Raw genomic sequence first — 26,444 nt, 5'->3', positions numbered from 1 at the left:
CACTGCTATATTTTTGGTACATCTAAGGAGACCAATTTATGAACAGAATGCTTAAAAAAACCAATGTCTTGGCAATCAGCTTCTTGATGTTTTTTTCCACGCTGGCGTCAGCGGTTGATTTACCGGATTTTACTGAATTGGTGGAGTCGGCTTCGCCTGCTGTTGTCAATATAAGTACAGAGCAGACCTCGAATAATAATTCAAATAAATCTAAGCAGCTGAGCCCAGAAGCGGAAGAATTAAATGAATTTTTTCGTCATTTCTTTGGGCAAAAGCCATTTGGTCAAGGCGGCCAGCAGCATCCTGCGCCTCAGCAAAGACAGCGTAACTCTTTAGGCTCTGGTTTCATTGTGTCTAAAGATGGTTATGTCCTGACGAATAACCATGTTATTGATGGCGCAGATGTCATTCATGTACGTTTAAATGATCGTCGTGAGTACATTGCTACTTTAGTTGGAACAGACCCTAGAACGGATTTGGCGCTGTTGAAAATAGAGGCGACAGATCTTCCTACCGTCAATATGGGGGATTCGGACAAGCTGAAAGCGGGGCAGTGGGTACTGGCAATAGGTTCTCCATTTGGTTTTGATTATACTGTTACAGCGGGGATCGTGAGTGCGTTAGGACGTAATCTTCCTTCTGATAACTATGTACCCTTTATTCAGACAGATGTGGCAATCAACCCAGGTAACTCCGGTGGTCCTTTATTTAATCTAGAGGGTGAAGTCGTTGGCATTAACTCTCAAATCTATACTCGTTCGGGCGGCTTTATGGGGGTTTCTTTTGCCATCCCGTCTAATCTCGTTATGTCTGTTGTTGAGCAATTAAAATCAGATGGGAAAGTCTCTCGTGCTTGGCTAGGTGTTATTATTCAAGATATTAATAATGATTTAGCGGAATCCTTTGGCTTAGAACGTCCTGCAGGTGCTCTTGTTAGTCGTGTATTACCCGACTCACCAGCCGAACGATCAGGTTTACAAGCGGGTGATATCATACTTGAGTTTGGTGATGAGGTAATCGAGCATTCTGCGGAACTGCCTTATCGAGTTGGTGGAATGAAAGCGGGCGATAAAGTTAAAACACTGATTTATCGTGACGGTCGCGAAAAAACCTTAACTTTAACGTTGGACGCGAGACCAGATGATCCTCAACTTCTGACTCAGACACAGCAAGAGCAAAATCGCTTAGGGATGTCTGTTACGGACCTTTCTGCCGATGAGGCTGGTAAATTAAATATTGAGGGTGGTGTGGTTATTACTCAAGTTCTTGGCGGGAACGCGGCTCGAAATGGTTTGCAACAAGGCGATGTGATTACTATGTTGAATAGTCAGGCCGTAAAAAATGTGGGTTCTTTCTCTCAAATAGTAAAAGAGTTACCTAATAACCGTTCCGTGCCAATGCGCGTTATACGAGACGGCTATCCAATGTTTATTCCGTTTAAAATGACTGAGTAATATCTATATCAGAAAATGAAAATGCCAATCAAAAATGTTTGATTGGCATTTTTTATAGATTCAGTTTTGCGAAAAAACGACGGCCGTTAATTTCGTTTACTCTTCCTTTAGGTTAAATGTTTAATAAAAATTTTTGAGTTTCTTTGATAGTTATAAAGAGCTTGTTTTTTGACGGGTAAATGACTCACGCTGCCCGCAATAAATCCACGCTCAATAAACCAATGCGCCGTTCTTGTCGTTAATAAGAAAAGTGTGGAAAGGCCTTGTTTTCTAGCGGCCTGCTCAATTCCTTTAAGTAAACGCTCACCACGGTTTGAGCCTCTATAGGCCGGTGATACGGCTAAGCAGGCAAGCTCTCCAGACTGTTCCTCTTCAAATGGGTAGAGAGCCGCGCACGCTACAATAGCACCATCGCGTTCAACCAAGATAAAGCGTTCGATTTCGTTTTCAAGAAGTTCACGAGAGCGGCGAACGAGCACCCCTTTTTCTTCAAGTGGTGCCAGTAGAGCCATCATGCCGCCAACGTCATCGATACTTGCAGGGCGTAATTGCTCATAGCTGTCTTCATCGACCATGGTGCCAGCGCCTTCCCGAGTAAATAACTCACGAATAAGGCCACCATTTTCATTGTAAGAAATAAGGTGAGCACGAGGAACGCCAGAACGAACCGCATCAACGCAGGATTTAAGTGCTGCTTTGGTGGAATCCTCATCATCCATTCCATCAACCAGCTCTTGTGCATCACGTGCGAGCAATTCAGATAATAATTGCTCTTCACTGTTCAAAATGCCTTCTTCCTCATTAAACATAATGAGTTTATCGGCTTTGAGTTGGATGGCCGCTTGAGTCGCAACATCCTCACCTTTTAAGTTAAAGACTTCACCTGTTGGTGAAAACCCTAGATGCGGTAATAGCACCATGTTGTCGTCTTCAAGTAGACGAAAAATAGCGTCTCTATCAATTCGTCTAACTTCTCCGGAGTGGCCAAAATCAATGCCATCCACGACGCCTAAAGGTCGAGCAATAACATAATTACCACTGCAGACTTTTAAACGGGCGCCAGCCATAGGTGTATTGGCAAGTCCCATAGATAACTGTGCTTCTAACTGAACTCTGACACCAGCAGAGGCCTGAATAATATCCAGTAACTGATCTTGAGGTGTTACCCGAAACCCATAATGTATGGCTGACGTTAGATGTCGATTCTTTAGAACTCTATTGATTTGAGGGCGTGCGCCTTGAACGAGAACCAAGCGTACTCCAAGAGAGTCCATTAGCGCTAAATCACTGATTATATTTGGAAATAAGTGGCATTCAACCGCCTCGCCAGGAATGAAAATAACGAATGTTTTCCCACGGTGAGAGTTAATGTAAGGCGATGAATGACGGAACCAATCAACGTAATTCAAGTCGCTATTTTGATCTTCCCCCATCAGAGTAAGTCTCCTGTTGTCAGAGGCATTGGCGAAAATTCAGCGGTATCGTTAAGGCAATAACGGCCAATAAGTGATTCAATAATATGTTGCATGGGACGGATTTGGTCTAATGCCATGTATTCATTTGGTTGGTGGGCTTGGTCAATAGAGCCTGGCCCTAGGATTAATGTCTGCATCCCCATTTGATTTAAAAATGGGCCTTCTGTTGCAAAAGCGACTGTTTCAGCGGTTTTCTGAGTAAGTTTCTCACAAGCGTTAATGATATCGGAATCTATGGGTGTTGAGAATGAAGGAATATCAGGAAATAAACTGGTTAATTGAATACGAGTACCTGTTTTAGCTTCTATTGAGGGCAGTAAACTGGATATTTCGCCCATAAGCGATTGGTTGCTCATTCCTGGAAGCGCTCGTAAATCAAATTCAATTTCACAGCGCCCACAAATTCTATTAGGGTTATCGCCTCCGTGGATGCAACCAAAATTCATTGTCGGGTAGTCGATTACAAAGCTGGCATCTTGAAAACGCTTTTTTAGATTGGCACGGTAGGTGATTAGCTCGCTCATAACATCATGCATAGCATCTAAGGCGTTGGTTCCTAATGCTGGGTTTGAAGAGTGACCGCTTTGTCCTGTTACCTGAATGCGTTCCATCATAATGCCTTTATGAGCGTATATAGGGGTCAACTTCGTGGGTTCGCCGATGAGTGCATAGCGTGCTTTAACCTTGCCCTGGGCGGCCAGAGCCCGAGCGCCTGACATGGAGCTTTCTTCGTCTGCGGTTGCTAATATAATCAAGGGCTGCTTGAGGTTTTGTAAATCCATTTTAGAGACGGTATCAATCACAATGGCAAAAAAACCTTTCATATCGCAGGAACCAAGGCCAAACAGTTTATTGTCTCTTTCGGCTAACTTAAACGGATCAGATTGCCATTTACCCTGGTCATAGGGGACCGTGTCTGTGTGCCCAGATAGTACTAAGCCACCTTCGCCTGACCCGATAGTGGCGACTAAATTAAATTTATTATGTTGATCTGGTAGAGGAAGAATCTCGCAATGGAATCCTAGTGGCGATAACCAAGACTCAAGTAAACTAATTACACCTTTATTTGACTGATCCCATTCAGCTTGACTGCAGCTTATAGATGGGTTGGCGATGAGTTGAGTCATCATACTTATTAAAGACGGACATTTATGCATAAGCTTCTCCTTGTTACTTTTATTTTGCCTTAATTAACGGTGAAAGCCACTGATTCTGGTACACTTTGCGAATTATTTTTTGCTTGTATTTGTATGACTTTCTAGAGGAATTTTTATGGCGACGGAACTTGAGTTAAAACTGATGGTTCATCCCGCTTACTTTGATAAAGCGATCAGGTTTTTGGATGCACTTTGCTTACATAGTGGGCCAGCTACACGACAACCAACGCTTAAATTGATGAACGGCTATTACGATACGGCAGCAGGGTTACTGATGTCTTCAGGGATTGCCTTAAGAATTCGCTCAGTCAATCAGGAATATATACAAACTTTAAAAACTCGAGGTGTGAGCCGTGTCGGAATGCACGCTCGCGGTGAATGGGAATGGTACCTACCGACTGATACCATTGATTTTGATTTGATTACCCACGACATGTTGCCAACTAGTTTGCAAAACCAACAATGGCAGGCGAATGTGAACATTGTTTACCGTACCGATTTTGAGCGTCAAATATGGTTGATTGATGATGGCGATTCCGTTATCGAAGCTGTATGTGATAAGGGGGAGGTGACTTCTCCTTATGGCCGTGATGATATTTGTGAAATTGAATTCGAGTTAAAGCAAGGAGACGAAAAAGCGCTTTATGACGTGGCGTTGTCTTTAGCAAATGCAGTACCTGTACAGGTGTGCACCGTAAGTAAAGCTCAAAGAGGCGTTCGGTTAAAATGTCCTGTCATTGAATTGCCAGAGACTTTCTCTGAAGGTGCTCAAGATTTTGAAATAGGGGCTTATTGGTATGAAGTATGGCTAACTTACTGGGAGGCTATGTTACATCGACAGGACGCCGCTTTGTTTGAAAAAGTACAAGACTCTCTTATTAATCTACAGCGCTATCTTCCTCATGACTTATCTGTTGAATTGGAGACAGTATTAAATAGGCCTGTAACAGAGGAATCACCCACTACGCCCTTGTATTTACAGTTATCCAGACAAACAAAAGTCGGGGTGTGTATGCTTAAAATTGCTCGTTGGCTTAACTTACAACATTCAAAATAACACTATGTATCAATACAATGATTTGAGGCGCTTATGACAAAAATAATGGACGCTATTTCGGCTGGTGGATCTACGGTCTTAAAAACGAAGAATAATAATGCTCATTTGATTGCGTATGCTCAAGCGGCCTGTGATAACAAACGTTTATTGGAGTTGCAAGAGCGTTATCGATTGCAACAATTACCTCAACTTACTGAGGAAGTATGGGAACAGATCAACGGTGTGATTTGTGTCAGTGAGTATGTGTTTTTGCAATTATTGAGGCATCCTAAATGGATAGAAAACCTTGTCCATATTACACCAGAAACCATGCCAAGCCCGTCAGTTGCCGATTTATTAACGTCTTTAGATAATCCGTTAGAGATGGATGAAAAGGCGTTAATGTCTCGTTTAAGATTAGTTCGTCAATATTGTATGGTGTGTTTGATATTTTTAGATGTACGACAAGCCATTAGTCTAAAAAAGCTAACGAATTACTTAACCTTGCTCGCGGATGCGTGTGTAAATGCCAGTATTTTATGGATCGAGCATTATTATCTGAACTTATACGGTCGAGCAATGGATGCAGAGGGTAACGAGTTGTCCCTTATTGTGATTGGTATGGGGAAACTCGGAGGAGGGGAGCTAAACCTGTCTTCTGACATCGATTTGATTTTTGCTTTTAGAGAACACGGTGATACCCAGGGTGGTAAAAAAACGCTTTCTAATCAGGAGTATTTTACAAAAATTGGGCAAAAATTGATTCAGCATTTGGATGTGGTGAATGCCGATGGTTTTGTATTTCGAGTGGACATGCGTTTGAGGCCGTTTGGTCAAAGTGGGGCTTTGGTTCTTAACTTAGACTCGTTAGAAAACTATTACCAAGATCAAGGTCGAGATTGGGAACGTTATGCCATGATTAAAGCCCGTGTGATGGCGGGCAACCCGAAAGATGTAAAAGCCTTTGAAGCGCTAAGAAAACCCTTTGTATTTCGTAAGTATCTCGATTTTTCAGCGATCTCGGCCTTAAGAGATTTGAAAAATATGATAGAAAAAGAAGTGCAGAGAAAAGGGATAGAGCACAACATTAAGTTGGGAGAGGGGGGAATACGAGAGATTGAGTTTATTGTGCAAGCGATTCAAATATTGCATGGTGGGCGTGATACGCGTTTGCAAACACAATCTCTTTATCAGGTGCTACCGTATCTTGCGGAACAAGGGTATTTAACTCAATTACAAGTCGATTCTTTGTGGAACTCTTATTGTTTGCTGCGTCGTGTTGAGCACGCTTTACAAGGCGTTCGCGATGAACAGACTCAGTTACTGCCCACTGAGACCGATGAAAGAGAATTACTTGCCGCAATGCTAGGCTTTGACAGCTGGCAATCGTTAGACTCTTTATTGTGGCAACAACGAAAGCGGGTACACGCAGAATTCATTGAGTTGATTGAAGAAGACAGTGCTTCAAATGACACCTTGCCGAATGTGGATTCTTGGAGAGTATTGTTTAAAAAAGAAATTTCTAGAGAATCCATTGAAGAATTAACCTGCGAGGTCAATTGGAAAAACTCGGATACGGCTATAGACAGTATCCAACGGTTTGTGTCTTCGCGCGGCGTTGTGTTTATGCAGCCAATTGGACAGGATCGTTTGGCTAATTTCTTTGCGAGTTTTATGCTTAAGCTAGAAACAGAAAACAACCCTGATCTCGTTTCTGAGAGAGTATTGGTCATTCTAGAGGCGATTCTACGCCGAACATCTTACTTGGTTTTATTATGCGAGAACCCAACAGCGATTACTCATTTGATACGCTTGTGTCGTGAAAGTGCCTGGTTTAGTGAGTCTATCTCGACTACGCCTATGCTACTTGATGAACTTTTAGATGCGAATACACTTTTTTCTCCTCCAGATAAATACTCAATGGAAGAAGAGTTAAGACAAATATTACTTCGTTTACCGGAGGAAGATGAAGAAGCTAAAATGGATGCCATGAGGCGCTTTAAATTGTCCTTAACGTTACGCATCGCCGCTTGTGACATAACTGATGTGTTGCCATTAATGAAAGTGAGTGATCACTTGACCTGGTTGGCTGAAGTGTTACTTGAACAAGTAATGTTACAAGCTTGGCATTATTTAACGCAACGTCATGGCTACCCGACAGATGAACAGAATAATCCTGTATTTATCCCTCAATTGGTTATTGTTGGTTACGGAAAGTCGGGTGGATGGGAGCTAGGGTATGACTCTGATCTTGATTTAGTGTTTTTACATAACGCCAATCAAACGTTATCAACCGATGGCGAACGAAGTGTTGATAACCTTACTTTTTATACGCGTTTAGGTCAGAGAATTATTCATTTATTAAACAGTTTTACCGCCAGTGGCCGTTTATATGAAGTGGATATGAGATTGCGGCCGTCAGGTAATTCAGGATTATTGGTGTCGAGCTTAACGGCGTTTAGTGATTATCAGCAAAAAGAAGCTTGGGTTTGGGAGCATCAAGCGTTGACCCGAGCGCGTGCTTTAGCCGGTCATCATGATTTAGTCAGCACTTTTGATAAGGTTCGAGCCGCTGTGTTATCGAGTCATCGGGATGTAAAGGATTTAAAAGCTGAAGTGATTAAAATGCGTGAAAAGATGCGAGCGCACTTAGATAGCGCTAAGCAGGGGCTAGAGTTCGATATTAAACAAGGCCGAGGCGGTATTATTGATATTGAGTTCATGGTGCAGTATCTCATTTTGGCGCACGCTCATGCTCATCCAGAGTTGTTGGCCTATTCAGATAACATTCGCCAATTAGAGGCGGCGGCGGACGTTGGTGTAATTTCCCCTGAACATGCCGAACGATTAGCAGAGAGTTATAAACTGTATCGCTCTTGTGCACATCGACTTACCTTACAGAAACAAGGTCGAGTAGTGCCTAAAGAAGCTCTGTTGGCGAATCAAGAAACCGTTTCCTGTTTGTGGCGTCATTTTGTAGAGAAATCTGTACTATAAAATACATAAATAACTTTACTAATTTTTAATTCGGCCGATAAACTATTGCCATGTTTTAATTGTTGGTACAAAGGAGAATGAATATGTCTACTATTAGTGGTGCATCTTCTACATATGGGCTTGAAGTACTAAGTGCAAACTTAGCAAAATCAGCGCAGAAGCAGGAAGGTGAAACGGTAATGAAATTGTTGGACAGTGCTGCGGCCTCGACGACGGCGGCTAAGTCTACAGCGCCTCAAGGTAATTTAGGAAACTCGATAAACATCCATGTTTAAGGCTTCTACCTTACCCTGAAAAGCTTGAATGAAAAGCTAGGTAAAAGTAATTTTATCTGGCTTTTTTTATGTTTACAGTAGAGGGTAATGGGCTCGCCTCACGTTAAAATTGGCACAAACAACGTTTTCGCCTTTTTTCCTGGAATTTCTTTTGCTAATCGAGGCACAAGATACCCAGGCAGTTCCGCTGCAACTTCCCCCATTAGTTTTTGCGCCTTTTCTATAGAGACATCAAAATGTGCCGCCCCTTCAACAGGGTCAAACAAAAACATGTAATAGGGTAATATTCCATGTTTAAAGAGTGTTTCACTTAAGTTTACTTGAGCACTCGCCGTATCATTTACATTCCGTAAGAGAACGCCTTGGTTTAATAAATGTACGCCCGCTTGTTTTAATTTTTGGGCCGCCAAAGAGACGGCGTTGTCTATTTCATTGGCATGGTTCATATGAAAAACCATGATGACATCGAGTCGTGTTTGACGTATCCATGTTAGCATTTCCTCTGTTACTCTTTGAGGAATGACAACCGGTAAGCGGCTATGAATTCGTAATCGTTTTAATTGTGGTAAGGCGTCGAGGGCTTCTACTCGTTTAGCAAGCAGCTTATCTTTCATGATGAGAGGATCACCTCCGCTTAAAATTACCTCATTTATTTCAGGATGCTGTTTTATATAGTCTAGAACAGAAAGCCACTCATCCTGAGCCAATTGATTCTCCCCATAGGGGAAATGTCTCCTAAAGCAATAACGACAGTTAATAGCGCACGATCCTGTCGTGATGACCAATAAACGGCGCTTGTATTTATGCACAAGTGCTTTTTGCGGCGTATGGTTTGCTTCTTCTAGAGGGTCTTTATGGTACCCCTCTACTTTTATTTGTTCGGATTGAGCGGGCAGTATCTGCAATAGTAAAGGATCGGTCGCATTGCCTTTTTTGATTCTATCCAAATAGGGTCTAGGAGCCATGAGTTTAAAGGGGGTTGTCGCCTCCTCACATGCTATTGAAAGGTCTCTGGGTAAACCAACATAATCTAAAAGATCGGGAATAGTTGTGATCGCTTTAGAGAGATGCTGTTGCCATGAAATATCGGATTCAGTTTGGATTTTGATTTTGTTCACGTCAAATGTCTGCAAAATAATATGAATATGGGTTATTATTGCGGCAAATTAAGTGATCGCTTTGATCACTCGCTCTGTAAAAGTCCCGCAAGGCGTTTGGCTTGCTTTACTTTTTGCTTATCTCCTTATCATGAGTGGCAAAGAGCGTTTATCTCAATGAAAACACGGTGAGGAATTATGGCAAATCATTCTACCAGCGATATGCGTACTGGTGCTAAAGTTATGGTCGACGGTGATCCATGTACAGTATTGGAAAACGAACACGTACGTCCGGGCAAAGGACAGGCGTTTAACCGCATTAAACTTCGTAACCTCAAAACAGGTCGAGTTTGGGAACGGACGTTTAAATCTGGTGACTCCTTAGAAGGTGCGGATGTCATGGAAACGGACATGGAATACCTTTATACCGACGGTGAATTCTATCACTTTATGGCGACAGACGGCACCTTTGAACAGCATGGCGCTGATGCAACGGCTGTTGCCGATACCGTTAAGTGGTTGAAAGAGCAAGAAAAGTACATGATCACACTTTATAATGGTGCACCATTATCCGTTACACCGCCTAATTTTATTGAACTAGAAGTAACTGAAACAGACCCTGGCCTTAAAGGCGACACGGCGAATGGCGGCTCTAAACCCGCTACCTTGTCAACGGGGGCTGTAGTACGTGTTCCGCTGTTCATTAATATTGGTGAAGTGTTACGTGTTGATACTCGTACAGGTGAATACGTTTCACGAGCAACTGGCAAGTAATTACTTAAGCCTATTAATACTACATTGATAGGCTTATTCTTACTTTAACGACGAATAAATACGCTTTCCTTTCTCGATAGCGACGCCATTCTGATAAACCCTCCTACTCTCTTATAATCAAATGCATCACTTATATTTTCGCGTGTATAGACGCTTAGTCTTTCTATTGTCGTGCTTGTTTATTGGTAAATAAAGGTGATCTTTATTTAAGCCGTTAGCCTTTTTCTAGATCGGTATTGTATAGTTGCGCTTCTTATATTGATTTATTTTTCTTATTCTACATTCCCTTGAAGAGTTTGCATGTACCAAAAAAATCACTGGCAGCCGAGTGCGGATATCATCACTTTAAAAAAAAGAGCGGCATTATTCTCTAAAATTCGTCATTTCTTCGACAAAAAGAACATCATGGAAGTGGATACACAAATGCTTTCACTTGCTTCTATTTCTGATCCTCATATTGAGGCGCTTACCTTGTCAACGAATGTGCAAGGTGAGCCAATACCGTATTATTTGCAAACGTCCCCTGAATTTGCAATGAAACGCTTACTGTGTGCTGGTTCTGGTTGTATTTATCAATTAGGTAAGGTGTTTAGAGCTGAGGATCGAAGTCGTCGGCATTCAATAGAGTTTACCATGCTTGAATGGTATAGAGTGGGTTTGGATCATTGGCAATTGATGGACGAAATAGAACAGCTACTTAATGTGTTAATGGAAGGGCAACCGGTTAAGTGTGAGCGCCAAAGCTATCAAGCGGCTTTTGAAGACGTTCTGTCCATTAATCCGCATACCGTGGCCCTGACTACATTGCAACAAATGGCACATGAGCATACGGGTTATGGCCTAGAAGAGATGGATCGAGACACCTTGTTAGAGCTGCTGTTTAGTCATGTGATTGAAAAAAAGATTGGCTTAGAGCTACCGTGCTTTGTTCATAGTTATCCTGCCTCTCAGGCGGCATTGGCTCAAAAAATAACACAGGATGGGAAATTGGTTGCGGCTCGTTTTGAACTTTACTGGAAAGGCATGGAACTCGCTAATGGTTACTATGAATTAACCGATTCGATTGAACAAGGGAAACGTTTTTCCGATGATGTATCTCAGAGAAAGCAATTACAGTTGCCAAACCGTCAAGTAGACGAAAGGCTTATAGCCGCACTTGAACAGGGGTTGCCTAATTGCTCTGGGGTGGCTTTGGGTGTTGACCGGTTACTTATGTTGCTGTGTAACATAGAGCATATTGATCAGGTGATCCCGTTTGCCGGCGATCGTGCATAAATTCTATCTGCTGCCTTAGATGCTTAAGAGAGGGTCTATTGACTAAATTGTTGAATCACCAGGTTTCAAAGGTTCGTTTCACTTGGCTCTTTACGATTACCGTACTATTACTCATCGCTATTATTTGGCGTGGTGGTGATTTTTTAAAGCAGCAACGATTGCAAGCGCTACAACTAAAAACGTCAGAGCAGTTGTCACAACTCGGTGGCGTTTTAGAGAATGCCATTACTAAATATCAGCATATGCCGACTTTGCTTGCATCAAATGATCGAGTTCGAAAGGCGTTACGTGATGGATTAGCGTCAGACATTAATCAATTAAATCGTGAACTAGAACAGATTAATCGTATTACTGAAGCATCGAATAGTTACATTATAGATAAGAATGGACTGACTATATCCTCTTCAAATTATGATCAACATGACAGCTTTGTGGGGCAGAATTTTTCCTTTAGGCCCTACTTTCAACAGGCTATTTCAGGCCGTCCAGGACGATATTATGCACTAGGAACCACATCAAATCGACGAGGTTACTTTTTTTCTTATCCTGTTTATGAAGGTGACTCTGTTGTTGGCGTTGCTGTGGTGAAAATCGAATTAGAACCTTTTGAGCAGCGTTTTTCTAATCAAGGCTATGAATTCCTGTTGTTGGATCCAGATCAAGTTGTATTCGGCAGCTCCCGCCCTGATTGGTTATACAAAACCATGGAGGAATTGTCTTATGAAGAGCTTGAGCGAATAGCTAATAGCAAGCGTTATAAGAATCAATCGCTTACAAAATTACCTATCTTGTTAGTAAAAGAGTTTGATGAGCGTACAAGACTGATTGATTTTTTAGATGCACAAGAGGCTTACGACAATACCGAACAATTTGAACGCAGCAGCTTTTTGGTGATGCGTCGGCCTATTCGTTTGTTAGGTTTTCAAATTGCTTTGCTGTCACCGTTAACTCAAATTAATGAAGAGGTTTTTCTTTGGCGGGGGGTAATTCTAGGCAGCATTACCATAGTGGTACTACTCACTGGGATGGCATTTTTACGTCGGCGCATGTTACGCGAGCGTTCTGTCGCAAATGAAATGAGTCGCCATAATGAAGCGTACATTCGTGAAATTATTCAGAATACTCAAGCGGGTCTGGTAACACTGGATCATGATAAACGTATTGAGTCTTTTAACCCTGCGATTGAATCATTAGTTGGCCATTCATTAAAACCATTTATTGGCAAAGATCTCGAAAGTTTGTATCAAAAAGAATCTAAGAGTCATGCTGAACGTCACTTTGATGCTGAACCAAGTAATGCTGAGTTAGCTTTTATTACGACAGAAGGCATTTTAAAGTGTGAAGGCGATGCTGATAAGTCAGTAGAAATGACACTTTGTCCGATTGAGTTGCCAAATCATCGTAAATACCTTGTTACTTTTCATGATATGACTGAGAGAAAGCGTTATGAGCAGGAGATTACCCAGTCACGAAGCGTACTTGAAGATAGGGTGAAAGAAAGAACCTTTGAGCTAGAAGAGGCTAACCGCCGATTACGAAAAGAGATTGATGAGCATAAGCGAACACAGCGAGAGCTTATTCAAACCGCAAAATTAGCTGTTCTAGGTCAATTAAGTGCCGGTATTAATCATGAGTTAAACCAGCCTTTAACGGCGATTAGAGCCTTTTCTGATAACGCACTGACGTTTCTTGCCAGGAATAACCTAAATGCTGTTGAAAACAATTTACAGCAAATTAGTCACTTAGGACGACATATGGGCGATATTGTTGCGCGTTTTAAAGTTTTTGCTCGAAAAGGAGAGGTTAATCAAGGGGCGGTTTCTTTACATCATGCTATTCAAGCCGCCGCCAGTATTATGGCCTCTCAGATTAAAGAAAATAATATTCAACTATCCTTACCAGAAGAGCGATCTATTTTTGTAACCGCCGATATGGTTTTTTTAGAGCAGGTATTAGTGAACTTATTATCAAACGCCATTGATGCCGTAAATGAAAATGCAGCGACTGATCCTGCGATTTCAATTGATGTGCATGTCATCGCGAATCAAAGAGTGTTAATTAAGGTCAAGGATTCCGGTCTGGGGTTATCAGAGGAAGCTAATAGGCATTTATTTGAACCCTTTTATACCTCTAAGCCGCAAGGCGTTGGTTTGGGATTAGGGCTTTCTATCAGTCAAAGAATTATAGAAGCCATGAATGGTCGTATTTATGCTTCTAAAGCAGTGAATGAAGGGGCAGAGTTTTGTGTTGAGTTAATGATCTATTCTCAATCGTTAAATGAACTTGAATAATCAATAAAGCAAGAGGCGTTTTGCCGTCTGTCTTTAACTAAAGGAAATGTGTTTTATGTCTAATTCTGGCGAAGTTATCTTAATCGATGATGAACGTTCGGTGCGAATGGCCATTACTCAAACATTGGAGTTGGATGAATTCGCAGTACATGAATTTGCTAGCACGGAAGGTGTTCAGCAGATGGTTTCAGCCGATTATCCGGGAGTTGTTGTTAGTGATATTAATTTACCAGGTCAAAGTGGCCTAGCGCTATTTGAAGATATAAAAAAAATTGACCCAGAGATACCGGTTATTTTAATCACAGGACATGGTGATATTAGTATGGCTGTGAATGCCATTCGCAATGGTGTTTATGATTTTATTGAAAAGCCTTTTTCAAACTCTGAGTTTCTAGATGTGGTTCGTCGTGCGATGGAAAAACGTAAATTATTGTTAGAAAACAGAAATTTACGTCTTGAATTGGCGGCACAGAATGCCCCTGGCCCTAGAATTATTGGTAATACTCCTGGCATTCATCAATTAAGAAGCGTCCTGGTTCATGTTGCTGATACGGCGGCAGATATTATGATCTTTGGTGAAACAGGAACGGGGAAAGAGCTTGTAGCACGTTCAATTCATGAGCACAGTTCTCGTCGAAAATCTCCTTTTGTGGCAATCAATTGTGGTGCTGTTCCTGAGTCCATGATGGAAAGTGAATTGTTTGGCCATGAAAAAGGCGCCTTCACAGACGCAAAAACACAGCGCATTGGAAAACTAGAGTACTCCAATGGAGGCACTCTATTTCTGGATGAAATAGAAAGTATGCCTATGGGGATGCAGATTCGTTTATTGCGCGTTTTAGAAGAAAGAAAGGTAGAGCGATTGGGCTCTAACCAACCAATTGACTTAGATTTAAGAATCCTTGCAGCGACAAAAGTGGATTTAAAACAACTTAGTGAAACGGGAAGTTTTAGAGAAGATTTATATTATCGTTTAAATGTTGTGCGCGTAGATATTCCGCCGTTACGTGAGCGCAATAGTGATATCCCACTGTTATGGCAGCATTTCTGTCTAGTTGCATCGGCTCAATATAAACGAGAGTCAACGCCTTTATCGGCGGAGAGAATGCACAGTTTATTAACATACGACTGGCCTGGGAATGTCCGTGAATTAAGAAATTTAGCTGAGCGGTATATTCTAATGGGAGAAAGTGGCTCTTTTGAGTTTGATTCTATTATTACCAATGAATCTAATCCTGGTGTGATGACATTGCCTGATCAAATGGAAAGGTTTGAAAAAATTCTTTTAGAACAAGAGCTTTTGCGTCAAAAAGGGTCTATTAAAGCAACCATGGAGGCATTGGGTCTGCCGAGAAAAACTTTATACGACAAAATGCGGAAGTATGATTTAGACAAAGATATTTTTAAGTGAAAAGACGGTTACTTCTTTTAAGTGTAACTTAGTGTTATTGATATTTTGTCGTTGTGTTGTTTTTCTGTAACAAAAATAACACATTAAAAAGGTGTTTTTTAATTAACTAGGAATAATTTCTCTAACGGCTTACCAAAATAATTGAAATAAGCTATGGTTATAAAATGGTACTTAATTCTTGCTAATTATTTGCGTTTTTATGTGTTTTGAGTATTCCATTTAGGTAATCTATTTGCACTTTTCAAGGTTTTATTATGAAAGCTTTTTTTGAAGTTCATCTTAGACTTGTAATTACTGTATGGACGATTTTAATTTCAGTACTAAGCCTTCTATATTTAATGAATTTTATGAAATTCGACAGTTTGATGTCGGATGTTGTTTCTTCTAAATTGGATGTGATTTCCTCTTCTCTAGAAACGTCTATTTTAAAAGCCGATCGTTTGGGAATTCCTCTAAAATCTGCAAATAATGTGTCCGATTTGATGGATAAAGCGAAGCAGCGAGATCAGAATGTTTCCAGTATTGATGTTATTGATTTAAAAGGTAATGTCATCTTTTCTACCAATCGAGCCTCTGGTTTGCCTTTCCCTGATAGTGAAGTTGTTCGACGCGCATTGAAGTCTAATGATAAAAATTGGAACTTAAGTGTGGATCTTTATTTATACAGCGGTATGCGATTGTTTGATGGTTTTGATAATTTAATAGGCAGCGTCGTTATTACTTATGATAAAGCGTCTTTTTATGGTGTGTATTCATTTGTTCAGTTGCATTTGTTAGAAATGACCGTCTTTATTTTTTTATTTTTTGCGTTGATTGTTCTTCTTATCATTCAATTTGGTTTTGGCGATGTGACCAACATTATTAAGCTGATACAGGTGCATTCTGATGGGCGTGAAGAAACGACACCTTTAGTCGTAAAAGGGAGTATTTCTTCTGTTTTTGCTGATCAGATTGAGCAAAGCAAAAAGATGAAAATTAAAGTTGTTCAAGAGTTAGAGAGTGTTCAAGGGTTGGCAGACGATTCTTCCGCGACGAAAGGTAGTAAGCAATGAATAAAGCAAAAAGTATGGCTGGCTTAATTAACCGCCGTGTTATTTTGGTGACGGTTATCAGTGCTTTATTAGCGTCAATTTTAAGTGCGACTTATACCCTAGTTGAGTTTAATTTTTCGATTAAACCGGAAATTTTAAAAAAAGCGAATGCCATTTCTCAAGTCATTCATGACGACGTTGAATTAGCTATTACTTCTGGTGTTCCTATAGATCGTATTCGTGGTATGGATGACTATTTATCTGAAACATTGAGTAAATATCCCGAGCTGACTTTTATCGCGGTGTTATCTGAAAACGATAAACTACTTTATTCGGCTGGTGACGTAGCCGATATGAGTGGTGCCAAAGACATAAGTGAAAACAGCTCAACGGTTAATTATTTTGGTGCTTCTTTATTAGATCGTTTGGAATTGATCCGCAAAGAGTTATTCAGCTTTTTTCCAGATTTATCAAGCGATACTCAAAATAAAGATGTTTATGAAATGGGCATCAATTATCAAGATAATAAAGCTGGTGGCGTATTTGTTGGATTAAACTCAAATTTTATTCGCAGTCAGTTGGCGGATATGTTTTTCGATATTGCCATTGTTCTTGTGGCCGTTTTATTAGTCTGTTTTGAAGTGGTTATGGTTGTGGTCATGTTTTATATCTCTGGGCCTCTCGAAGAATCGGAAACCATTCTTAAACGACAAATAGAGGGGGATTTTTCAGTAAAAGAATCGGTTTCTACAAAAGGATCAATCGGACATTTTATCGTTAAATTAAATGAAGACTCTCGTGACTTACAGGGTAAGTTTACTAAGACCTTTTCTCGGGTTGTTGGCTCCAATTCTGAAGATGCAGAACCTTCTGAGGTAAAAACTCGCTTACAAAAGATTGCGGAAAAATTTAATTTACAAACAAAGTTGAGTATGAAAAATGGCGATATTTTAGATGCTCGTATTCCTCTCTTTGTCTTCTCATTTGCAGAAGAATTACAGAAGTCCTTTATGCCTCTTTTTGTGGCCGAGTATTATGAGCCAAACCAATGGATATCTCGTGATGTCATGTTGGGCCTCCCTATTTCGGTCTTTATGCTTGTTATTGCCATATCGACTCCATTTTCCGCGAAGTGGGTGGATAAATGGGGACAAAAACCATTGTTCTTATTAGGGCTCATTCCCGCGATTGCTGGTTATTTAGGCTGTGCTTTTGCTCAAGACAGTATGGATATCGTTATTTCTCGAGGCATTACGGCTTTTGGCTATGCACTGATTACAATTAGCTGTCAAAGCTATATAGCGGCCGTGGTTTCATCTGAAAACAGAGCCAAAGGGATGGCCATTTTTGTTGGTGTGTTAATGACGGCCACTATGTGTGGTACGGCGCTTGGCGCCATTATTGCGGATAGAATAGGTTACCAGCCTGTCTTCTTGATCTCTGCGGTTCTGGCTACTTTTTCTGGCCTTCTCGCTTGGAGAATGTTTTCAGGATCAATTAATAGCGAGCCTAAAAAAGTGGCTGCAAACGGCCAGTCTGGATTGTGGCTATTGGCTAAGAACATTAAGTTTGTCTCCATTGTTTTGTGTTGTGCCATTCCTGCAAAAATTGTCTTGACTGGTTTTTTATACTTTATGGTTCCGCTTTATCTTGTTTCTTTGGAGGCAAGTCAATCAGAAATTGGTCGTATTATGATGATCTACTCTTTGATCATTATTCCATTGAGTCCTATTGCTTCAGGGATTGCTGATAAAACTAAGAAAATGAAAGAGCTGGTTGTTTTAGGCACTTTATTATCTGGTGCCATTCTTATCTCCCTTTACGGTGAAGCTTCCTTCTATAAAGTATTGCTTGCCGTTGGCCTGATGGGGGTCGCACATTCTATTCTTAAAGCGCCTCTTATTGCATCTGCATTGGAAGCGGCTGAATCGACCCCAGAAGTAGGTAGGACAACTGTTTTAGGTATTCTGAGAACATCTGAACGCATTGGTAGTGTTCTTGGGCCGGTCATTGTGGCCAGTTTATTGGCTTACTATGACTTCGGTGAGACTATGATGATTGTTGGTGTTGGGATTGTTCTTGCTGGGATGATGATGTTGCTGTTTCTTAGAAACGCCAAAGATGAAATGGTTGAGGTAAGTCAATGAAGCAATGGTTGCTCGGTCTCATTTGCTTGGTAAGTGGTTTCTATTCGGTGAGTGTATTCGCTGAGGATACGTCTACAACAGAAGTGGATTCTAATGTAACGCCTAAAACTATCTTTATGGTGGTTTGGCGAGGATGTGAAGAAGCCTGTGAAGGTTTTCAAAGTTATATCAAAGACTCTGGTGTTTCCGCCAATATTATTGTTCGCGATGCAAATCGTAATAAAAGTCGGTTAAATGCCTTTGTCGAAGAAGCAAAAAGGCTTCAACCTGACTTGGTGGTTACATGGGGAACCAGTGTCAGCAAAGGCGTCATAGGAACCATAGAGGAGTTTGGTTCTGGCACTAAACTAGGAGATATCCCCGTTTTATTTATGATTGTAGCGGATCCTATTGGTGCTGATATTGTGGCTTCATATGAAAACAGTGGTCGTGCAATGGTTACGGGTATTCGCAACAGAATTCCTGATGAAGTTCAGATTAGAGCCATGAGAGATTATTTTCCAGTCAATAAAGTGGGGGTTATTTATTCTGAGGCGGAATTAAATTCCATTTTAAATACTCAAAATTTGGACTCGCTGTCTAAAGAAATGAAGTTCGAACTTTTTAAAGAAGTGTATGTTCTTGATGATAAAGGCGTACCTTATCCAGAGCAATTTGATGAACTTATGTCCTCTTTAGCTTTAGAGGGTGTGGATGTCGTCTATGTGGGTTCAAGTTCGTATAACTTAGATCATGCCGATCAGTTTACCGAGGCGGCGTTGAAATATAAGCTGCCCGTTGCGAGCGCTTATGACTCCATGGTGACGAACTCTAATGCTTTGATTTCTGTTTCGAATAAATATTATCGTGTCGGTCGATTCGCGGGCAGTCAGGCGAAGAAGATTTTGGTTGAGGGGAAGGTGCCAGGTGAGCTTGAAGTCGCGGCATTAAGTCAGTTTTCGATTTCTATAAATATGTCCACGGCAAAAGCGATTGACCAATATCCCCCTATACAATTAATTCGTTTTGCGGATTTGGTAAACGTTCCGCAACAAACGGACGTAGAGCAGTGAATAAGGTGATTTCAGTATAGAGCCAATTATGAATGAACTAATTAATCCAGATAACAGCAATCTAGTGCTTGTAAACAGTTCAGGGGATGAGTTTGTTTGTGAAAAGTTATGGGTAACAGAGAGTATTAGCGGTATTACTCGTATTGAAGCTCAGATACTAACAACGCTTGGTTCTGCGAATGATTGGATTGGTACGAAGGTTGATTGCAAAATTTATAATTCTCTAGGCTCTGGCCGTTTAGCGGATAGAGTCTTTCAAGGCTATGTAACGTCTTCTAAGTCGATGACCCAGCAGATTGAAAGCACCTATTTTGGTATGTCTTTGGTCATTGAACCATGGATTAAGCTTCTCCAATTTAGTAAACAACATCGCGTATTTCAGGAAGAGACGGTACAAGAGATTGTTACTTCAATATTCGATGAACTTGGCTTCAAAGGACAGTACAGTGTCAAAAGTATGCCTGCGGTCAAAAGAGAGTATTGTGTTCAATTTGGGGAGAATGATTTAACTTTTGTGACTCGTTTATTAGCCGAAGAGGGTGTGCATTTTTATTATGGTAAAGATAAGAACGCCTCCACGCTATATCTGCAAGATGCTTCAAAGCCTTTTTCTAAAGATGGACTGGTGACGTTAGACCATTTTATCGCGCCAACAGGTGATTATGACGTGTGTTCAAAGTGGCAAAATGAAAATAATTACCATACGGCGTCCCTTGAAATTGCTAATTTTGATTACAACCAATCCAAGTTGGTTACCAGTAAAGCGAAAGCGGTTGCTAATGCGGTTTCTGGGAATACTAAATTCAAAGAGTACCGCTACCCTGCGGCAAGTGTAACTGGTAAATACACGGATCTAGCCGCTTCTTTAGTGACGATTCAAAAAGCGCAAGTTGAAAGTAAGCATGATCTTGTTTATGGCGAGACCGATTCTTTTGAACTTGCCGTGGGTTATTATTTAAAAATGAATTCTCACCCAGATACGGATCAAGAAGGTTCGTTTCTTATTACGGAGCTAACCTCTACTTTTGATCACTCTGAGCGTAATGTATTAAGTCGACGAAATGAATTTGTCTGTGTGCCAGACAGCCATGTTTTTTATCCGCAAGAAATACAGAAGCCGGTGTTGCATGGTCTGCAAACCGCTGTCGTTTCAGGTAAAAATGATGATGAGCCTGCGTGTGATGACTTTGGAAGAGTGAGAATTAAATTTCACTGGGACACTGAAACAGGCGATAAAACAAGTTGTTGGGTGCGCGTGGCCCAAGCAATGGCGGGTAACGGCTATGGCTTTCAGTTTCTACCAAGAGCCGGCCATGAAGTTTTAGTGAGTTTCATTAATGGTGATCCTGATCAACCTGTTATTGTTTCAAGTGTTTATAACAGTAAGCATAAACCTCCTTATGCCACGGCAAACACCACACAAACTGGTTTTATAACAAAACAAAAAGGTGAGGCAAATGAGTTGAGGTTTGATGATAAAAAAGATAACGAATCTTTTTATCTTCATGCCGCTAAAGATTTCTCTCACGATACTGTGAATGATCATACTGAAACCGTTGGTGGAGAAAAGAAGACCACGGTGACGAAAAGTATTACCGAAACGGCTGAAATTGACTATTCATTAACAACAAAAGAAAACATCACTCTTAAGTCCGATCAAGACTACTCATTGAATGCAAAAGAGTCCATTTCTGACAAAAGTAAAACCATCACTCTCACGGCCACAGACAAATTAAAGTTAGTGGTCGGTGGCAGTCAGATAGTGATGACGGACTCAAAAATTGATATATCCAGTCCGAATGTGAATATCACCGGGTCTACCTCGTTAACCTTAAAAGGTGGCAGTTTTACATTGAAAGCGAACCCCATGAACTTTAAATCGGATGGCAATATAAGTTTTACAGCAGGCATTAACTTAACGATGAAAGCGGGTGCAGAACTTTCAGCAAAGGGCTTAAACGCAACACTGCAAGGCGATGTGAAAGCGACGGTTAAAGGCAGTGCAATGGCTGAACTGTCCGCAGGTGGCCAAACAACGGTTAAAGGCGCAATAGTGATGGTGAATTAAGTGTATAAAAAAATTCCTTTCCAAGATTGTAAGACGTTATTTGGCCATTTTGAATTGTCTGAAGACGCGATGGCTTTGGTAAATGAAGGCAACGCCCCAAAAGACGTAATTGATGTTTTATATGATAAAGCGCTGTTTTTAGATTTAACGCATTTCTATTGTCATGCTTTACCCATGAGAGAAGTGCTTTGGTGGACTGTTAACGCATTAGAAATTAGAGAGGATGTTTGGACCCCTTTGGAGTTGCAGTTATTGCAGGATTGTAAACGCTGGGTGAAAGAGCCACAGGAAGGTCAAAGGCGTGCTATCGAGCAAAAGTTAAAACGGATTAAAAACACCAGTGCTATTTTTTGGTTATCACAAGCCGTTGTCTGGAATGGAAGTGGAAGCCTAGCGCCCATTGATGCACCAGTGGTTTTTCCAAAGGCGTTTTTATATTCCAAAGCGGCCGCCGGCGCAATTAACACGGCCGCCGTGGTACCCGAGTGGAAAAGCTATACGTCTTATTATAAATCGGTGTTTGCTATGGCTCTTGACTTGGCAAATGGCGGTCCTGGAATGATCAAGAGATAGGAGAACAGACTATGCCACCTGCTGCACGTTTAACGGATATGCATGTTTGTCCAATGTTAACTCCGGGGCTACCTCCGATACCTCATGTCGGTGGACCTATCATTAGTCCAGGTGCCCCTAATGTGTTAATTGGAATGCTGCCTGCTGCTCGTTTAACCGATATGTGTGTGTGTGTTGGACCACCGGATTCTATTGTTAAGGGCAGTGCGACGGTTCTTATCGGTAATATGCCTGCGGCAAGAATGGGAGACAGTACGGCCCATGGTGGGACGATTGTCCTGGGTTTGCCAACCGTAATGATTGGCGGTTAAGCAATGAATTTTTTAGGAAAGCCTGTATGTTAGATGCGTTAATAGAACCTATTTCAGAAGACAGCCCTTGTGGTGAATACCTCAAAGATAATCGCTCTGTATACCGTGGTTATCGAAACGCTTTTAATATTGCTCAGTCTTCTTTTCGACGTTTGGTCGAGGACCCCGATGCGATTAACGACAATGAACTCGTGTTAGCGAATGCTGAAAATTGGGATAATTTATCCAATGAATGCCATGATTGTTTACAAAATATCTCTAAAGACATCGAAATCTTATCTTGGCATGCCGTTTCTCAGCTATTTACTAAAACACCACTTGAGAACCTATCAAACTCATTGAGTACGTTTGACTACATTGTCACGCATTTTTGGGAGTCGCTGCATCCTAAGGCGCCAGAGAGTAAGCTGAAAGGGGAAAGCGATACTGAAAAACAAAAAGAATGGGCAGAAGGTCGCATTAAGCCGTTATTGCAATTGGTTGGCGATACGGCAGAAAGCGGACTTTTATACATGCCTTTGCAGATGCAAGTGTTAATCGATGACATTGATTATGCAAAATACTTTACGGCCGAAAAAAATGGGTCCTTGTCACAATTGAAAGAAAAAGCCATGCAGGCCTTAGCGAGCGAAAAAGAAGCGGTTACGGATCAAATTCTTGCATTAGGGCGAATCCATGAGGCTCTGGTTAATATCGAAAGTACAATTTCTGATCAATGTATAAAAGTGGGTGCCCAAGGTGTCAGCTTTAAATTTGTTAAAAGTATTGTCGAAAAAATCATTAACTCCATGAAATATATGGTTGGGGATGGTTTTGCTAAATGGCCTTTAGATAAAGATGAGCCAGCCGCTGTTATTGAAGAGATCAGTGAGACGTCACCTCAATCTGAAAATCTTGAATCCGCCCAAAATGATGTGCCAACTGAACAATCAGGGCGAGAGCCCCACGCCCTTGCCACACATTACAGCCGCTCCGAAATGAATCGTGATCAAGCGTTTGTGGAGTTACAAAGAATAGCGGATTATTTCTTAAAAGCGGAGCCTCATAGTCCAGTCTATCTCCTTTTAAAAAGAGCCATTCGATGGGGGTCTATGTCATTACCTGAGTTATTAGACGAGCTAGTTGGTGATGATGCATCGGTTCAATATAGGATTAGTCAGTTAGCTGGCATGGAAAGTGCCGATCATGTGAGTTCTATTAAAGTAGATAAACCTAACGATCAACCAGGCTTTTCTCCTGTAACGACGCAACCTGCGACTGTTGAGGCAAATAAAGTGGCTGATGTTGTTGGGTCTCACTCTGATGAGCCGTCTTCTTTTGTGGAAGAGGCTCCTCCATCAGTAAACCAAGAAACAGAGTCTAGCCAGGATGACAGTGCTAGTAGCGTTGCAAGTTTTCAATGGTAGTGTGTAAGTAACAGGTGCGTCACATAATGTGATATTTAAATTAAATAAATGAGGAAATCAAAATGGCTTCTATATTCATGAGAATTGATGGTCTTACCGATGTTAAAGGTGCGGCTACAGTTGAAGATATTGGTGGTAAAAAAGGTTTTTTTGCAATTAATTCAATGAACTGGTCTGCCGCCAGAAGTGTCTCCGTTAATATCGGTAATGCAAACAATGCGGATACAGGTACTATTTCATCTAATCCTATTAGTATTTCTCGCGCCTCTGATGGTGCATCTCCTTACCTTACTACGTTCTTATTTGCTCCAGGCAAAGATGGTAGAACAATTGAAATTGTTTTAACTAAACCGGATCGTGGTGGTGAAGGTGTGGTTCCTTATTTGATCATCACTTTGGAAGGCGCTCGTGTAGGTGATTATGCTGTTTCAGGTTTTGACGGTGGATTACCTGATGAAAGCTTCTCTTTAGTTTATACATCTATCTCCCAAGTTTACTACTATGAAGATCAAGATGGCACGATCTCTAAAGGCGATACAGTTAAGTTCGATTGTCCAACAGCGAAGTTAGTTTCTAAAGCTAACTTATAAATAATAAATATTCAGGAGGTTCAACGTGGCTTTAAATTCACAGCATAAGCGCGTAAGTAAAAACCGCGTCAGCATCACATACGATGTTGAAACGAATGGGGCGTTAGAGAACAAAGAATTGCCTTTTGTTGTTGGTGTTATTGGTGATTTCTCTGCGCATAAAGAAGACCGTGAAGAGTTAGAAGACAGAACGTTTTATCAAATTGATAAAGATAACTTTGATACAGTGATGAAGCGTGTTGGTCCAGAGCTGAAACTGAAAGTGGATAACACGCTTTCAGATGATGGAAGCCAATTTGAAGCCGCATTGAAATTCTCTTCAATGAAAGATTTTGAGCCGGATGCATTAGTTGAAAATGTTGAGCCTTTAAAAAAATTAGCTGAAACACGCCAACAACTAAAAACATTATTGTCTAAAGCGGATCGTTCACGAGATTTAGAAAAGCTACTAAAAGAAGTGTTGCAAAGCGCGGATACAATCAATGCGCTTTCAAGTGAGTTGGGCGTAGAATCCAAAGGAGACGAATAATGAGTACAGAATTAGACACTCAAACAGCCGCGCAAGCTGAAGAAGGCTCCGTTAGCTTTTTGGATCGCGCGATTGCGGCAACGACACAAACCCCAGCCGATACAACGAAAGAGCTGTTCTCTGTTCTTGCAGAACAAGCTCTAAGTGGAACGGTTGTCTGGGATAAGAACGTTACAAAAACCATAGAAAATGCCATTGCAGAAATTGATAAGCAAATGTCCATTCAACTTTCTGCCATCATGCAACAAGATGAATTCAGACGGCTTGAAGGTTCTTGGCGTGGTTTAGGCAAACTGGTGCGCGAAAGTGAGACTGGACGCAGCCTTAAAATTAAATTGGTCGACTTCCAGAGAGAAGAGCTTCTAGATCAATTTGAAGATGCTCCCGCGGTTGATAGAAGTCCTCTTTTTGATGCGTTATATCAAAAAGAATTTGGTACCGCTGGTGGTGAACCTTACGGGTTGTTAGTGGGGGATTTCCAATTTTCCCATAAAGACGAGGACATTGCGTTACTGCGTTATATGGGCGAAACGGCCGCCGCAAGTCACGCTCCGTTTATTGCGGCCGCTAATCCGGAAATGTTCGAATTTAACTCGTTTGAAACGTTTAACGAAGGTAAACCGGTTGCTTCTGGTTTTGACTCTCCTTCTTATGCTTCTTGGAATGCCTTTAGAGAAAGTGATGATGCGCGTTATGTCAGCTTAACATTGCCACAAACCTTAGCACGCTTACCATACGGTAAAAAAGGATTGTCAACGAATAGTTTTGACTTTGAAGAACTGAGTAATGACGCCGATGGTAACCCGTTACCAAAAAATAATTCTCAATTGGTTTGGTCTAATGCGGCATTTGAGTTAGGTCTTAAAATGACCCAGTCTCATACGGCCTTTGGCTGGTGTACCGCCATTCGTGGTTTGGATAACGGTGGTAAAGTAGAAAACCTACCTAATTTAACGTATAAATCTTTGGCGGGTGATTTACAGCAGCAGTGTCCAATTGAAGTGAACTTGACCGATGAGCGTGAAAAAGAATTAAGTGATCTTGGTTTCCTTCCTTTGGTGCATTATAAAAACACCAATTACGGTGTCTTTATTGGTAGTCAAACGGCACAAAAACCGAAAGTGTACACAGACCCTGATGCCACCTCTAACGCCGCTATTTCGGCTCGCCTTCCTTATATTATGGCCAGTAGCCGCATTGCGCATTATCTGAAAGTAATGGGCCGTGACATGCTAGGGTCGAACTTAGAAGCGCCTGATTTACAGAAAAACCTGCAAACGTGGATTGATCAATACACGAACTCGGGTGCGACGGGTAACGCAGAGCGCTCTAAAACACCGTTGTGTGAATCGTCCATTAGCGTTGTTGAACAACCTGGTCGTCCTGGGTCTTATTCCGCTGTGGCGCATTTACGTCCGTGGCTACAATTGGAAGAACTCACAACGTCCGTGCGTATGGTTACGAAAATACCAGGCTAAGTTATACGCTTCTTTTG

21 protein-coding genes are annotated in these 26,444 nt (G+C 41.3%); 18 read left to right on the top strand and 3 right to left on the bottom strand.

What is annotated here, in order from left to right; genetic code table 11:
- Positions 1–38: 38 nt before the first annotated feature.
- On the top strand, positions 39–1,454 hold the full coding sequence (locus IEZ33_RS17370) for a DegQ family serine endoprotease (protein ID WP_191601266.1): 1,416 nt from the start codon (positions 39–41) through the stop codon (positions 1,452–1,454).
- A 107-nt stretch (positions 1,455–1,561) separates the two neighbouring features.
- On the opposite strand, the gene argA is transcribed toward IEZ33_RS17370, so the two are convergent.
- The gene (gene argA / locus IEZ33_RS17365) at positions 1,562–2,887 is read right to left on the bottom strand and encodes an amino-acid N-acetyltransferase (RefSeq protein ID WP_191601265.1); all 1,326 of its coding nucleotides are present in this window, start codon (positions 2,885–2,887) and stop codon (positions 1,562–1,564) included.
- Positions 2,887–4,086: an acetylornithine deacetylase gene (gene argE, locus IEZ33_RS17360; RefSeq protein ID WP_191601264.1), complete on the bottom strand. Its 1,200-nt coding sequence runs from the start codon at positions 4,084–4,086 to the stop codon at positions 2,887–2,889. Before argE ends, argA begins: the two co-directional genes overlap by 1 nt.
- A gap of 115 nt (positions 4,087–4,201) precedes the next feature.
- Between argE and IEZ33_RS17355 the strand changes: the two genes are divergently transcribed.
- The 3 genes from IEZ33_RS17355 (at position 4,202) to IEZ33_RS17345 (ending at position 8,394) form a co-directional block, all read left to right on the top strand.
- Positions 4,202–5,143: a CYTH domain-containing protein gene (locus tag IEZ33_RS17355; protein WP_191601263.1), complete on the top strand. Its 942-nt coding sequence runs from the start codon at positions 4,202–4,204 to the stop codon at positions 5,141–5,143.
- Between the two features lie 33 nt (positions 5,144–5,176).
- The gene (gene glnE, locus IEZ33_RS17350) at positions 5,177–8,119 is read left to right on the top strand and encodes a bifunctional [glutamate--ammonia ligase]-adenylyl-L-tyrosine phosphorylase/[glutamate--ammonia-ligase] adenylyltransferase (RefSeq protein WP_240009568.1); all 2,943 of its coding nucleotides are present in this window, start codon (positions 5,177–5,179) and stop codon (positions 8,117–8,119) included.
- 83 nt (positions 8,120–8,202) lie between these two features.
- Positions 8,203–8,394, top strand: a complete 192-nt coding sequence (locus IEZ33_RS17345) for a hypothetical protein (protein ID WP_191601262.1) — start codon at positions 8,203–8,205, stop codon at positions 8,392–8,394.
- Between the two features lie 98 nt (positions 8,395–8,492).
- On the opposite strand, the gene epmB is transcribed toward IEZ33_RS17345, so the two are convergent.
- Positions 8,493–9,512, bottom strand: a complete 1,020-nt coding sequence (gene epmB / locus IEZ33_RS17340) for an EF-P beta-lysylation protein EpmB (protein ID WP_240009567.1) — start codon at positions 9,510–9,512, stop codon at positions 8,493–8,495.
- Positions 9,513–9,689: 177 nt separating this feature from the next.
- Here epmB and efp point away from each other — a divergent pair, with 177 nt between their 5' ends.
- From efp to tssC, 14 genes are all read left to right on the top strand, one after another.
- Positions 9,690–10,265: an elongation factor P gene (efp, locus tag IEZ33_RS17335; RefSeq protein ID WP_191601261.1), complete on the top strand. Its 576-nt coding sequence runs from the start codon at positions 9,690–9,692 to the stop codon at positions 10,263–10,265.
- A gap of 300 nt (positions 10,266–10,565) precedes the next feature.
- The gene (epmA, locus tag IEZ33_RS17330; protein WP_191601260.1) at positions 10,566–11,540 is read left to right on the top strand and encodes an EF-P lysine aminoacylase EpmA; all 975 of its coding nucleotides are present in this window, start codon (positions 10,566–10,568) and stop codon (positions 11,538–11,540) included.
- A gap of 38 nt (positions 11,541–11,578) precedes the next feature.
- On the top strand, positions 11,579–13,831 hold the full coding sequence (locus IEZ33_RS17325; RefSeq protein WP_191601259.1) for an ATP-binding protein: 2,253 nt from the start codon (positions 11,579–11,581) through the stop codon (positions 13,829–13,831).
- Between the two features lie 55 nt (positions 13,832–13,886).
- Positions 13,887–15,242 (top strand): sigma-54-dependent transcriptional regulator, encoded by a 1,356-nt coding sequence (locus IEZ33_RS17320; RefSeq protein ID WP_191601258.1) that lies wholly within the window; start codon positions 13,887–13,889, stop codon positions 15,240–15,242.
- Between the two features lie 254 nt (positions 15,243–15,496).
- Entirely contained in the window at positions 15,497–16,294 is a 798-nt protein-coding gene (locus IEZ33_RS17315) for a hypothetical protein (RefSeq protein WP_191601257.1), read from the top strand.
- Positions 16,291–18,420, top strand: a complete 2,130-nt coding sequence (locus IEZ33_RS17310) for an MFS transporter (RefSeq protein ID WP_191601256.1) — start codon at positions 16,291–16,293, stop codon at positions 18,418–18,420. Before IEZ33_RS17315 ends, IEZ33_RS17310 begins: the two co-directional genes overlap by 4 nt.
- The gene (locus IEZ33_RS17305) at positions 18,417–19,472 is read left to right on the top strand and encodes an ABC transporter substrate-binding protein (RefSeq protein ID WP_191601255.1); all 1,056 of its coding nucleotides are present in this window, start codon (positions 18,417–18,419) and stop codon (positions 19,470–19,472) included. The genes IEZ33_RS17310 and IEZ33_RS17305 overlap by 4 nt, the downstream gene beginning before the upstream one ends.
- A 28-nt stretch (positions 19,473–19,500) precedes the next feature.
- A complete protein-coding gene (locus IEZ33_RS17300; RefSeq protein WP_191601254.1) occupies positions 19,501–21,540 on the top strand; it encodes a type VI secretion system Vgr family protein in 2,040 nt (679 codons plus the stop codon).
- A complete protein-coding gene (locus IEZ33_RS17295; protein WP_191601253.1) occupies positions 21,541–22,113 on the top strand; it encodes a DUF6931 family protein in 573 nt (190 codons plus the stop codon).
- A gap of 11 nt (positions 22,114–22,124) precedes the next feature.
- On the top strand, positions 22,125–22,424 hold the full coding sequence (locus tag IEZ33_RS17290) for a PAAR domain-containing protein (protein ID WP_191601252.1): 300 nt from the start codon (positions 22,125–22,127) through the stop codon (positions 22,422–22,424).
- A gap of 26 nt (positions 22,425–22,450) precedes the next feature.
- Positions 22,451–23,830, top strand: coding sequence for a type VI secretion system protein TssA (locus tag IEZ33_RS17285; protein ID WP_191601251.1), 1,380 nt, complete (start codon positions 22,451–22,453; stop codon positions 23,828–23,830).
- A 62-nt stretch (positions 23,831–23,892) separates the two neighbouring features.
- Positions 23,893–24,420, top strand: coding sequence for an Hcp family type VI secretion system effector (locus IEZ33_RS17280; protein WP_191601250.1), 528 nt, complete (start codon positions 23,893–23,895; stop codon positions 24,418–24,420).
- Positions 24,421–24,445: 25 nt separating this feature from the next.
- Entirely contained in the window at positions 24,446–24,949 is a 504-nt protein-coding gene (gene tssB / locus IEZ33_RS17275) for a type VI secretion system contractile sheath small subunit (protein WP_191601249.1), read from the top strand.
- The gene (gene tssC, locus IEZ33_RS17270; RefSeq protein ID WP_191601248.1) at positions 24,949–26,427 is read left to right on the top strand and encodes a type VI secretion system contractile sheath large subunit; all 1,479 of its coding nucleotides are present in this window, start codon (positions 24,949–24,951) and stop codon (positions 26,425–26,427) included. The genes tssB and tssC overlap by 1 nt, the downstream gene beginning before the upstream one ends.
- Positions 26,428–26,444: the final 17 nt, after the last annotated feature.

This window comes from Marinomonas algicola, assembly GCF_014805825.1.
GTDB lineage: Bacteria > Pseudomonadota > Gammaproteobacteria > Pseudomonadales > Marinomonadaceae > Marinomonas > Marinomonas algicola.
This window is presented reverse-complemented; position numbering and strand designations above follow the sequence as displayed.